Genomic DNA, 12217 nt, shown 5'->3' on the forward strand with positions numbered 1-12217 from the left:
TATACATCGATAAACTTCTTTACCTACATTGTTTTTCAAAATCCTAAATCGATACTTTGGTGTCCACACTATGTGATATTGACATCTCCAAAATACGTGGGAAGCTTGATTATATCTGCTCATGTTATTTGTCCTCTTTGACTTCGCTAAAAATCAAGGGAGCATTTAACATGGGTAGAACTACAGGCAAAGCCAAACTGAATGATAACCACCTACTGAAGTAGGTGGTTTAGGGCTGAAAACAAAAGGCGCTGAACTTAATAAGTTCAGCGCCTTTTTTAATATTCCTCTGCAACACTTTCAAAGCTATTGAGAGTTGAATTGAACAGTACGGCTTGAAATAGTGTTATTTCAAAGGAACAAGCCCTACTTCATTTCTCCGTAACGCTCTAGGTAAAGAACGGTTGCTGCTGTACGAGAAGGTACTTGCAGCTTTTTCAGCAAGCTCTTCATATGTACCTTAACTGTCGATTCAGAAATAAACAGATGATCGGCGATTTGCTTATTACGGTAACCTTTAGCCACTTCTTGCAGGATCTGCATTTCACGTTCGGTTAACTGGTCGAAGATGTCGTTGCGGCTACCCGCGTCGTTTAGGTAACGAGCAACTACACTGCTGTATGCCTTGTCACCACCGTGTGCTTGCTTAAGGAGTTCAATCAATTCATCAGGTTCAGTGTCTTTCAATAAGTAACCATCAGCACCCGCTTTTACGATCGCTTCGATGTCTGCAGGGCTATCAGATACCGTTAGGATAACGATGTTAGCACTAGAACCGTCAGTACGAAGCGCTTTCAATGTATCTAAGCCGGACATACCCTTCATGTTCAGATCAAGTAAGATCAAATCAGGTTCTTCTTCATGAGCAAGCGCAACAGCTTCTGTACCATTACTTGCTTCAGCAATCACTTCAAATTCGTCTTCAAAGCTCAGTAATTGGCTTATGCCTCTACGCATTAATGGATGATCATCAACCAGCATTACTTTACAAATCGTCAACTTTAACTTCCTTCAAACTTTTATATTTCAATATGACTGTACAGCCTTCACCTTGCGCCGCTTCAATCGTTAAGTCGCCATTCAGTCTTGCCGCACGCTCCTGCATAATGCTCATCCCATAGTGGTTCATTTTCGAACTACTTAAGTCAAAGCCATCTCCGTTATCTTTAACCACGACTAATACTTCACCGTCCTCATCGATACAGCATACATCTATCAAGTCGGCATTGGCGTGTTTTATTGCATTTATTGTTGCTTCACGAATCAATTGAAGCAAGTGAACCTGACTATGCGCATCAAGTTCAATCGATGAAAGATTATTATCAAGCTTAATCTTTGCATCCGTTCTTTCGCTGAGCTCTTCAAGCATAGTGCTTAAAGCATCTCCAAAGTTACCCTCTTTGATGGATAACCTAAATGTAGTGAGAAGTTCTCTTAGTTGAGTATAGGCTTCTGCTAAACCATTGCCGATTTCCGATGCAATTTGCTCAGATTGCTCACGATGCTGCTGTTCTGGCAGTTTACCGATAACACGCTTAAGCAACGTCACTTGGATTTTTAAATACGACAGTGATTGAGCTAACGAATCATGGAGCTCTCGGGCAATGGTTGCACGCTCTTCCATAATAATAAGCTGCTCAGCCTTCTTTTGAGCACGATTATAATAGATGGCTCTTGAGAGTAGTTGGATAAAGCTCTCAATCAGCGCTTTTGTCGAGTGGCCATGATGATAAGAGCAATATAGATAGCCGAGAATAAGCTCATTATCGTCCAACTTCATTTCAAATTTTTCGTAATCTCGGCTTGGATCGTAGCCTTCATCCATAATCAATGGTCGGCCCGAATTGTCTACGATCTCTAATCGCAAAGATTCGATACCCTCTAAGCTTACGAGGTGCTGCAATATCGCTCTAAAGTTTTCAGGAGCGATACGCGTAACCGTGAGCTCTTGTGACGAGTTATAAAGTGCCTGTAGCGACTGGTTAGCATTCTGTAGTTCTATCGTCTTCGCATCCACCACATCTTCAAGGTTTCGATAAAGCACACCCAAGTCTTTTGCCATCGAGTTAAAGGTTTTGGTCAAAATACCCATCTCGTTGTTGCTCGTTACCTTGAGTTCGACCTCGAAGTCACTGTTTTTGATCCTTTGGCTTGCACCAACAAGCGCATGCAGTGGTTTAACAACTTGTTTACGTACGAAATGAACAACAAAAAGAGATATGACGAGGATCCCGCCTAAACCGATACCACCAGCCCATGCCAGTTTTATCAATTTGTCTTCTGAGAATTCTTGCAGTTTAAAAACGAAGCCATCTATTTCAACCACGAAATTCTCAACCAATACGAGATAGTGTTTTCTGTCTTCACTATTCAGTACGCGTTTCAATTCGTGCCAGCGACCAATAATAAGATAGTAGTCTTCTGTGATATCTGTCGGAACATCCCAACTCACAAGCTTAGTCATAGATGGCGAATAGAGGGAGGTTTCAAACTCACGGATGTGTGAATCATAATCAACTGATTCTATTTGAATATCATGGGCTAAACGGTAGCTTTGCATGCGCATTGAACCCGCTACGTTAACCGCCTCGGCATCGTTCAAACTTGAAGCCAACGTAAAGATAGCAAAGCCAGTCGTAGCAACCGACAACAACAGTATAGATAGCAGTGATTTCGCTATCGTACTTGTGACAGATGAAACCGGTTTTATAAGCAAGTTGGCCTTCCTATTGATAATTGACTTGTCAGCAAAATCGTATTGTCACACATCAAAAATCATAGCTCCATTCAATATGTGATCACTCGCCTCGTAATTTATTGATCTATGACAATATATGCCCCCAATTAGCCCTTAGGGGGTATTTATACAATTGTTTCTAAAACTACACTACTTATGAGGACAAATTACAAGATATTAATGAAATAATGACCTACAATTACAACATCTTAGCAACATCTATAGGTTACTTGTGGTAGACTTATCAAAACGCCGTATGTTTTCGAGAAAAAAAGTGGATGCAAGCCAAATTCGTTTGCCTTGGATTAACAACCTAGAGCGCTTTGTAGATGACTGTACTCGATGCGGAAAATGTATTGAGAGTTGTGAGACTAAGATAATCATTGTAGGCGACGGTGGATTTCCTACTGTCGATTTCTCAATTGATGAATGTACGTTCTGCTATCAATGTGCAGATGTTTGTCCCGAACCCATTTTTAAGCCAAAGCAAGGAGAGCCTTGGCAAGCTAAAGCACAAATCTCTGATAAGTGCCTAGCACAGCAAAATGTTGAATGCCGAAGCTGTGGTGACATGTGTGAACCTATGGCCATTCAATTTCAACTTAGAGCAGGCAGTGTTGCTCTACCAAAAATCGAGTTAGATGAGTGTAGCGGTTGTGGAGCCTGCGTAGCAGTTTGCCCTACTTCAGCTATTCTTGTGAGTAATGCATAAATAAAAATAACGAGAGCAATTTATGGCACTAAATGAAGTGCATATATCAAGTTTAGTCGTGCATGTGAGCCCAGAGCATCTAAATGAAATCAAAGCAGAGATCGAAAAGTTCGATAATGCCGAGATTTACGGAGATAGCCCTGAAGGCAAAATCATCGTGGTCCTAGAAACCGAAAACCAAGGTTTTGTAACGGACACCATCGAAGCAATAAACAACATTAAGAACGTTTTAGGTACAGCTTTGGTTTATCACCAAATCGAGACTGGACTAGACGAAACGGATTTAGAAACTGGAAGCAACAATTCTCAACTCGAGGGTGAAGTATGAAAATGACAAGACGTGCGTTTGTGAAAGCAAACGCAGCTGCATCAGCGGCAGCCGTTGCAGGTGTAACACTACCAGCAACAGCAACCAACCTGATCGCTAGCTCAGATCAAACAAAAATCACGTGGGATAAAGCGCCTTGTCGTTTTTGTGGTACGGGCTGTTCGGTGCTAGTAGGTACTCAAAACGGTAAAGTGGTTGCGACTCAAGGCGACCCTGAAGCACCTGTAAACAAAGGCCTTAACTGTATTAAAGGCTACTTCCTTTCGAAAATCATGTACGGTAAAGACCGTCTTGAGCAACCTCTTCTTCGTATGAAAGATGGTGAGTTCCATAAAGATGGTGATTTCACACCTGTATCATGGGACAAAGCGTTCGACGTGATGGCTGAGAAATGGAAAGCATCTCTTAAGAAGAACGGTCCAACTGGCGTTGGTATGTTCGGTTCTGGCCAATGGACAGTAATGGAAGGCTACGCTGCTGTTAAGATGATGAAAGCGGGCTTCCGTTCAAACAACATCGATCCAAACGCTCGTCACTGTATGGCTTCTGCGGTAGGTGCATTCATGCGTACCTTCGGTATCGATGAGCCAATGGGTTGTTACGATGACTTTGAACACGCAGACGCATTTGTACTGTGGGGTTCAAACATGGCAGAAATGCACCCAGTACTATGGACTCGTATTACAGACCGTCGTCTAAGCCACCCACATGTTCAAGTAAACGTACTGTCTACTTACTACCACCGTTCTTTTGAGCTTGCAGACACTGGTTACATCTTCAACCCTCAGTCTGACCTTGCAATTGCAAACTTCATTGCAAACTACATCATTCAAAACGATGCGGTTAACTGGGACTTCGTAAATAAGCACACACACTTCAAGCAGGCAACGACTGACATCGGTTACGGCCTTCGTGATGACGATCCACTACAGAAAGCAGCAGCAAACCCTAACTCAGGTGCAATGACTGCAATCACTTTCGAAGAGTACAAAGCAGCAGTTGCAGAGTACACAGTAGAGAAAGCATCTGAAATGTCAGGCGTATCTCAAGAGAACCTGATTAAGCTTGCTAAGCAATACGCAGATCCAAACATCAAAGTAATGTCTCTATGGACAATGGGTATGAACCAACATACTCGTGGTGTATGGATGAACAGCCTTGTGTACAACATCCACCTTCTAACAGGTAAGATTTCTACTCCAGGTAACAGCCCATTCTCACTAACTGGCCAACCATCTGCTTGTGGTACAGCTCGTGAAGTAGGTACGTTCTCTCACCGTCTACCAGCAGATATGGTAGTTGCGAACCCTAAACACCGTAAGATTGCAGAAGAAATCTGGAAGCTTCCAGAAGGCACTATCCCACCTAAGCCAGGCAAACACGCTGTTGCTCAAGACCGTGCACTAAAAGACGGTACGATCAACGCTTACTGGGTAATGTGTAACAACAACATGCAAGCTGGTCCAAACATCAACACTGAACGTCTACCTGGTTACCGTAACCCAGACAACTTCATCGTATGTTCTGACCCGTACCCAACAGCAACAGCGCAAGCCGCTGATCTTATCCTTCCAACAGCAATGTGGATCGAGAAAGAAGGTGCTTACGGTAACGCAGAGCGTCGTACACAAGCTTGGTACCAACAAGTGAAAACTGTAGGTGAAGCGAAGTCTGACCTATGGCAAATCATGGAGTTCTCTAAGCGCTTCACTATTGAAGAAGTTTGGGGCGAAGAGCTTCTAGCTAAAGCACCTGAACTACGTGGCAAAACTATGTACGACGTGCTTTACAGAAACGGCAATGTTGATGCTTTCCCTCTGTCTGAAGCTCAAGAGCTTAACGACGACGCACAAGCACAAGGTTTCTACGTACAGAAAGGCCTATTCGAAGAATACGCAGCCTTCGGTCGCGGCCACGGTCACGATTTAGCACCATACGATCGCTACCACAAAGTTCGTGGTCTACGTTGGCCAGTTGTTGATGGTAAAGAAACTCAATGGCGCTTTAAAGAAGGTTCAGATCCATATGCGAAAGCAGGCTCTGGTTGGGATTTCTATGGCAAACCAGACGGCAAAGCACTGATCATCAATGCTCCGTACGAAGCGCCACCAGAAGTACCAAACGAAGAATACGATATGTGGCTATGTACAGGCCGTGTTCTAGAACACTGGCACACAGGTACTATGACTCGTCGTGTACCAGAGCTTTACAAAGCTGTACCAGATGCACTGTGTTACATGCACCCTGCTGATGCTAAAGCTCGTGGCCTACGTCGCGGTGATGAAGTTCTTATCGAAAACAAACGTGGTGAAGTTCGTGTACGTGTTGAAACTCGCGGCCGTAACCGTCCACCACAAGGCTTGGTATTCGTACCATTCTTTGATGCAAGAATTCTGATCAACAAGTTGATCTTGGATGCAACGGATCCTCTGTCTAAACAGACGGACTACAAGAAGTGTCCAGTTAAGATCACTAAGGTCGCTTAAGAACTATATGTTCTAGAACTTAGTTCGTAGATCTAACGTATTTATTATTGCGGCTACTTTTTTCATAACCTTTTGAGCGAAGTGGCCCACTCAAAGAATTTGCCTTTAGGCGGAGAAATTAACCATGAAAAAACTGATTACTGCCCTACTATCAGCTGGTCTTTTGCTAGCTGGCGTAGCTCAAGCTGAGCTAGATAACCCAGGCGGCATTGGTGGCGTAGAATCTCTACGTGGTGCAAGTGAACTAGAAGCAACTCGCCCAGCGGATGACTTCAAAAAATTCCCTCGCGACCAAGTGCTTGAAAGTGATTACGTATACCAACCACCATTGGTTCCTCACACAATTCGTAGCTACGAAGTCTCTCTAAACGCAAACAAATGTCTGTCTTGCCACAGCTGGAAAAATGCGAAAGAGATGGGTGCAACAAAGATTAGTGTTACTCACTACATGAACCGTGAAGATGCAGTACTTGCTGACGTTTCACCTCGTCGTTACTTCTGTCTGCAGTGTCACGTTCCACAAGCTAGTGCGAAACCATTAGTAGAGAACGAGTTTAAACCTGTTGACTCACTACGCTAATCTTAGCCGTATTGTAGAGAGGCTATTATATGAAATTATTAAAAGCGTTTTGGAAAAGACTGACAACTCCAAGTAAAGCAGCCGTAGGCCTTGTACTTTTCTTGGGATTCTCGGGCGGTCTTTTGTTCTGGGGTGCATTTAACACAGGTATGGAAGCGACCAACACAGAAGAATTCTGTTCTGGCTGTCACGCACCTATCGTTGAAGAAATCCAAGAAACAATCCACTACTCGAACCGTTCAGGTGTTCGTGCAATCTGTTCAGACTGTCACGTACCGCATGAGTGGACTGATAAAATCGTTCGTAAAGTTCAAGCATCAAAAGAGCTATACGCTCACTTTATTGCTAAGACGATTGATACTCCTGAGAAATTCAAAGAGCGTCGTGCTCACCTTGCAGAACGTGAGTGGGCTCGTTTGAAAAAGAACGATTCACTTGAGTGTCGTAACTGTCACCAGTTCGATTACATGGACTTCTCTGAACAGAGTCCTCGTAGTGCAAAACAACACTCGACAGCACTAGCTTCTGGTGAGAAAACATGTGTAGACTGCCACAAAGGTATCGCACATAAACTACCAGACATGCACGGTGTTGAAGGCTGGCAATAAGGAGCAATTGAATGAGTACTTTAGAGAGCGTAATTTGGCATATCTTGGGTTACAGTGCTATGCCATTTATCATTCTTGCCGGCTTCGCAGGTGTTGCAGCCGTATCTCTTTGGATTTTATCTATGGGTAAAGACAAAGAAATCGATTAAGAATCGAACCAACTTTTCTCCTACTTTTGATGAGTTAGAGATTAGCTAAAGTTAAAAAGCCACTGAATTCAGTGGCTTTTTTGTTATCTGCGGTAATATTTTATTACTGCATAGTAACCATACGAACACTACGCGTCGCTTGGTTGACCGCCTTTCTCAGTGACTTCTGTATCGCTCTTAGCTTTATCGACAATTGGAAGCACCTGTTTTACGTAGTTCCCTGGCGCCTTACCAATCACAGGATACAACTCAGAACCTTGATTAAACGGTTCAACCCTTTCAGCCGCTTCAAAGCCCTGTAGCCATTGATTCCAGTGTGTCCACCAAGAACCTTCATTGTGGGTAGCATTTGATAGCCACTCATCAGCAGAATCATCCAAATTGTCGTTCAGCCAAAATCCATACTTTTGCTTGTCTGGATGATTAACAATACCTGCGATATGTCCAGACTCGCCAAGCACGAACGTCTTGTTGCCACCCGTATTCAGTGCGCCGCGGTAAGTCCCCTGCCAAAGTGCAATATGGTCTTCCTTAGTAGAGATGAAATAACTAGGTATTTTGATCTTATTCAGGTCAATCCAGACACCACCCACTTTCACGCCTTTGTCTTGCACCAGTTTGTTTTCAAGGTACAGATCTCGTAGCAGGAAATTATGACACTTAGCAGCAACGTTAGTACTGTCACTGTTCCAGTACAACAAATCAAACTCCATTGGGCTGCTGCCTTTTAGGTAATTATCAATGTAGTAGTTCCAGTACAAGCTGTTTTCACGTAGCAAACTGAACGTCACACTCAACGACCTACCATCCATAAAGCCTTTGGCATCGTTCTGTTTCTCTATGGCGTTGATGATCGTTTCATTGATATATGCGCCCACCTCACCCGGCTGAGAGAAATCTAATAGAGTAGTAAAGAAAGTAGCGGTTTTAATACGTTTCTTCATACGCTTGGCGGCATAGTAAGCGACTGTTGAAGCCAATACCGTTCCGCTTTTGACGGGCCCCACAGCCAGCACAGAGTCAGTAATCATTATAAATTCAACAAAATAGCTGGCTGCGCTGTTACTTTCTTTTGTCATACGACAGGAAGCCCTCTCACATATACTCTTGATTTAGTGGAACGGCCACAAAAAGCTCGAGTATTATTCAACCAGCAACGCATTACAGATTCTAGCAGGGCTAAGCCTTATTTTTCCTTAAGCATTAGTGATTGTCTCAAAGTCTTAAACTCTCTTTATAACCCCTAATTTTACAGGCGTGTTATGTACAATATGTTAAATAGGCTAGTTTAGTACAACTTTTGCAAGCTTCACTTGCAAAATTGAGGCAAGAGATAAAAACCTACCCTCTTCTTTCACTTTGCCACCTAAAAGCATTCTGAAAGTTAATTACAGAAATTTACCAAATATTAAGGACTTGTAACTCATTTAGGTTTCGCCTAGTTTTTTGACCCTAATCCTCAAAATGATCAATTTTCTCTAGATTAGTGATACTGACGCCGCTTCGCTCTGTCGGCTTCATTCTGCCTCCGCATAGCACACACTGGTATGGATTGTTACCTGTAAACCCTTTGTATTGTTTGGCATACCTGAGGGGGCAGCCTGTTTCAGACTCTTCTTTTCTAAAGCTAAATACACCAAAGGAAGTAGACGCCCCCGCTTTCTATTAGATAGAAAACCGTAGTAACGCACCATTTAAAAATGCTGCTGCGGGATATGACTTACGTACCGCAATATCACCTCTTCTTGCGTCAACGTCTTCGTTTTATGCGTTCCGTCTCGATGATCTAGATACTTAAATACCACCGTCCCCCCGCTATAATGACGCAGCCTCGATGCGGATATCGGTGGACGCTTCAGGTAACGACCCAGATAATTCACCGTTTGCTTTAGCTCTTTCGTCTTTTTGGCAAAGTGAATATTCCAGTAGCGTTGATATTGACGCTCTAAGAAGACGTTCCATTGACGGTAATCTTGAATATGATTGGTGGTCGATGTGGATAAGTTGAGGTCGCCGCAAGAGAGAATAAATCATTGAGTAATGTTGGATTGGCTTCGAAGATAGGCCATAGCTTGCTCGGCATAGTGAACGTGATGTGTTGATGTTCACAGTCTGGCATGACATCAAGTTGAGTATGTATCCATTGCTCGGTGGACTTAGTGCCACAAGAACTGCAAGCCTTCGTTTTGCAGCTTTGGCAGATGACCTTAGTATGCGGACAGTCTGGCGTACCACAATCGTAATGTTTAGCTCCCATCATGTTAGTCCCACACGCTAACATTCGCTCAACACACGTGATTTGCCAAAGACGGAATAGTCCGCCCCTACAAAATACCGCTCAGAATGACAGATACCGCCTTAGTTGGCGGTATCTGCGTTGATATTAGAAAGTCAATGAGTCGGTTCGTAGACGCTTACGATGTTGTCGATTATTATCTGAGTCCAACTCGTGATGAAGCCGCCGCAAAAGCCTTTTTGAATAAAGCGATAGTGCAGAATGGATTACCTGATAAAGTGGAGATTGATGGCAGTGAAAGTAATTGTGCTGCGCTTGATGCAATGAATATTCAACTCTGGTTAACGGGCTTCTTTATGTTGTCACTGATTGAGATATTGGATATCAAATACCTGAACAATATCGTGGAGCAGAGTCATCGCTGGGTAAAACAGAAAACACGTCAAGCACTTGGTTGGAAGTCAAAATGCCATTTGGCTTGTACTGCAATGAGGCCATTCCACCACATCAAGATTTCAGCGAGCAACGCAATAAGAAGCAGGATATCCAATCGCTTAGTACAACGAGTTCTGTTGTGACGAAGTGCGATTCCATAGGCGGTACTCTTTAGATCGCGGAAAGCTTCTTCTATTTGCATGCGTTTGGCGTACAGGTTGGTAATTTGTACTTCATTTAAGATATGTCTAGGGACATTGGTCGCGAGTAACCACTGCTCCTTTGCACTGCGTTGATAGAAATGTGTAGCGGAGTGTTTTTGGCTGGTTCTGCTATGGCGCTGGGCTTTTCTGCCTTTTTCTAATCCCTTATAAACATAGGCTTCACAAGATATCGGTGATCTCTTTGCTAATAAGCAGTGGCCAAGATATTTGGGTTTATGGACGGCGTTTGGATAAAAGGTTTTATTTGAGACCCAAGGTTTTTGGGGTTGTTTGATTGATACTTCACCTCGGACACGACCTAACCAAAACCAACCTTTCTCCTGAACTCGGCGGAATCAAGTATTTCTAAAACCCGAATCAGAAACGATGATCGGACTGATTTTATTCGGCAAAATACTCTGCAATTTATCGAGGAATATTTGGTGACTTTTCGGTGAATTGTATTGGTCATACTCAAAAATTTGCTCAAAAATTATGATGGCTCGACCATCAAGTGCAACGGATGCTCTTAACGTCATATAACGAAGTTGTTCACGAACATCAGACCAATCCACAAGGAGCACAGGGCATGGGTTGGCGCCCGTTATTAAGTAGGCATGCCATTTATAAATAAGGTCTTTTCACGATGTGATTGGCGATTCCCAAGCAGTCTATCAACGCGTTTGATCGCATGTTTTACCGTGGTATTAGTTTCCAATTTCCGGCCTAGTTTAGTCAGCGTTAAGTCTGAACCGTCAAGTACACTTTTTGTAGTAAGCATCAGAGAATTAACGCGTTTTTTGTGAATGGATGGGTATTGGTTTTGTATGGTTTGTTGTAGAATCTGAATGTCGCGCATTGTTAACCCACTTGTTCGAAATGTGTGTTCAGCGATATTCATTAGATCAAAGACGGCTATGCGCATCTACCTCATTGTTTTTATGCCTAATTATGAGGGGATTCGCAAGAATGCGGCGTTAACTATCTCCTTTACGGTACGTGCACGTTTTAAAATTTACTATCTCTACTAATTTTACCGGAGTATACTATGCTGTAAAGGTTCTGACTCAATTAAAGTGGATTTTATGAAAGAAAATGTTTTTAAGTCGGGGGTTCATAAAACCCTACCTTCTTCACAATACATAGATAAGGACATATTTAAAGTAGAACGAGAACGAATTTTAGGCCAATCTTGGCATCTCGCTGGTCATATAAATGACGTTCAAAGAAAAGGTGATTATTTAACTGAGGTTGTAGACGGAAAGCCAGTCATTGTTATCCGATCAGAAAATAATGAAATAAAAGCGTTTTTCAATGTTTGCCCTCATCGAGGACATGAGTTGGTTCGAGTAAACACAAAGGGAAATACACACAAAATTGTTTGCCCTTACCATTCTTGGGTTTTCGATACTTCAGGGAGACTAAAGTATTTACCAAATAAATCAGCCTTTCATGGTATTGAGGAGCACGATTGCAGTCTTATACCTTTATCGCTATGATCTGCTCCAGCCAGACTGGACACTTCATTAAGCGACATTTTGTTGTTCAAAGTTAACTGGGCTTAGATACCCAAGAGCACTGTGCCTTCTCGTTCGATTATAATCAACCTCTATGTACTCGAAGATCGTTTGGCGCATCTGCTCTCTCGTCATAATCGGCTCATATTGGATCGCTTCCACTTTCATAGAATGGAAGAAACTCTCAACACAAGCATTGTCCCAGCAGTTTCCTTTCCTACTCATA

The 12217-nt window shown here is 42.9% G+C and carries 12 protein-coding genes and 3 pseudogenes; 8 read left to right on the forward strand and 7 right to left on the reverse strand.

Features of this window, described 5'->3' with window-relative positions; translation table 11 throughout:
• The 3 genes from L1D55_RS25640 to narQ form a co-directional block, all read right to left on the reverse strand.
• On the reverse strand, positions 1 to 123 hold a 123-nt coding region (locus tag L1D55_RS25640), incomplete at its 3' end, for a transposase (protein ID WP_239917693.1).
• A 243-nt stretch (positions 124 to 366) separates the two neighbouring features.
• Positions 367 to 999: a response regulator gene (locus tag L1D55_RS25645; RefSeq protein WP_128164496.1), complete on the reverse strand. Its 633-nt coding sequence runs from the start codon at positions 997 to 999 to the stop codon at positions 367 to 369.
• Positions 986 to 2716, reverse strand: a complete 1731-nt coding sequence (gene narQ, locus L1D55_RS25650) for a nitrate/nitrite two-component system sensor histidine kinase NarQ (RefSeq protein WP_239919348.1) — start codon at positions 2714 to 2716, stop codon at positions 986 to 988. Before narQ ends, L1D55_RS25645 begins: the two co-directional genes overlap by 14 nt.
• 253 nt (positions 2717 to 2969) lie before the next feature.
• Here narQ and napF point away from each other — a divergent pair, with 253 nt between their 5' ends.
• From napF to L1D55_RS25680, 6 genes are all read left to right on the forward strand, one after another.
• A complete protein-coding gene (gene napF / locus L1D55_RS25655) occupies positions 2970 to 3449 on the forward strand; it encodes a ferredoxin-type protein NapF (protein ID WP_128164500.1) in 480 nt (159 codons plus the stop codon).
• A gap of 22 nt (positions 3450 to 3471) precedes the next feature.
• Positions 3472 to 3777, forward strand: a complete 306-nt coding sequence (locus tag L1D55_RS25660) for a chaperone NapD (RefSeq protein WP_128164502.1) — start codon at positions 3472 to 3474, stop codon at positions 3775 to 3777.
• Positions 3774 to 6263, forward strand: coding sequence for a periplasmic nitrate reductase subunit alpha (napA, locus tag L1D55_RS25665; protein ID WP_128164505.1), 2490 nt, complete (start codon positions 3774 to 3776; stop codon positions 6261 to 6263). Before L1D55_RS25660 ends, napA begins: the two co-directional genes overlap by 4 nt.
• Before the next feature lie 124 nt (positions 6264 to 6387).
• Positions 6388 to 6843: a nitrate reductase cytochrome c-type subunit gene (locus tag L1D55_RS25670; RefSeq protein WP_105058258.1), complete on the forward strand. Its 456-nt coding sequence runs from the start codon at positions 6388 to 6390 to the stop codon at positions 6841 to 6843.
• 29 nt (positions 6844 to 6872) lie between these two features.
• Positions 6873 to 7451, forward strand: coding sequence for a NapC/NirT family cytochrome c (locus L1D55_RS25675; protein WP_105058259.1), 579 nt, complete (start codon positions 6873 to 6875; stop codon positions 7449 to 7451).
• A gap of 11 nt (positions 7452 to 7462) precedes the next feature.
• Positions 7463 to 7600 (forward strand): TIGR02808 family protein, encoded by a 138-nt coding sequence (locus L1D55_RS25680; RefSeq protein WP_105058260.1) that lies wholly within the window; start codon positions 7463 to 7465, stop codon positions 7598 to 7600.
• Positions 7601 to 7728: 128 nt separating this feature from the next.
• Here L1D55_RS25680 and L1D55_RS25685 read toward each other — a convergent pair.
• Both L1D55_RS25685 and L1D55_RS25690 read right to left on the reverse strand, forming a co-directional pair.
• Positions 7729 to 8589: pseudogene (locus L1D55_RS25685) on the reverse strand (alpha/beta fold hydrolase); the annotation flags it as partial.
• A 526-nt stretch (positions 8590 to 9115) separates the two neighbouring features.
• Positions 9116 to 9908: pseudogene (locus L1D55_RS25690) on the reverse strand (transposase); the annotation flags it as partial.
• 92 nt (positions 9909 to 10000) lie between these two features.
• Between L1D55_RS25690 and L1D55_RS25695 the strand changes: the two are divergent.
• Positions 10001 to 10273: pseudogene (locus L1D55_RS25695) on the forward strand (DDE-type integrase/transposase/recombinase); the annotation flags it as partial.
• Positions 10274 to 10278: 5 nt separating this feature from the next.
• On the opposite strand, the gene L1D55_RS25700 reads toward L1D55_RS25695, so the two are convergent.
• Positions 10279 to 10770 carry a transposase gene (locus L1D55_RS25700; protein WP_239919350.1) on the reverse strand — a complete coding sequence of 164 codons (492 nt, stop codon included), beginning with the start codon at positions 10768 to 10770 and terminating at the stop codon, positions 10279 to 10281.
• A 789-nt stretch (positions 10771 to 11559) separates the two neighbouring features.
• Between L1D55_RS25700 and L1D55_RS25705 the strand changes: the two genes are divergently transcribed.
• Positions 11560 to 11973: a Rieske (2Fe-2S) protein gene (locus L1D55_RS25705; protein WP_239919349.1), complete on the forward strand. Its 414-nt coding sequence runs from the start codon at positions 11560 to 11562 to the stop codon at positions 11971 to 11973.
• Between the two features lie 27 nt (positions 11974 to 12000).
• On the opposite strand, the gene L1D55_RS25710 is transcribed toward L1D55_RS25705, so the two are convergent.
• Positions 12001 to 12217 (reverse strand): IS3 family transposase (locus L1D55_RS25710; protein WP_239915817.1); only part of this gene is annotated, 217 nt, incomplete at its 5' end.

This window comes from Vibrio sp. Isolate22 (genome assembly GCF_022398115.1).
GTDB lineage: Bacteria > Pseudomonadota > Gammaproteobacteria > Enterobacterales > Vibrionaceae > Vibrio.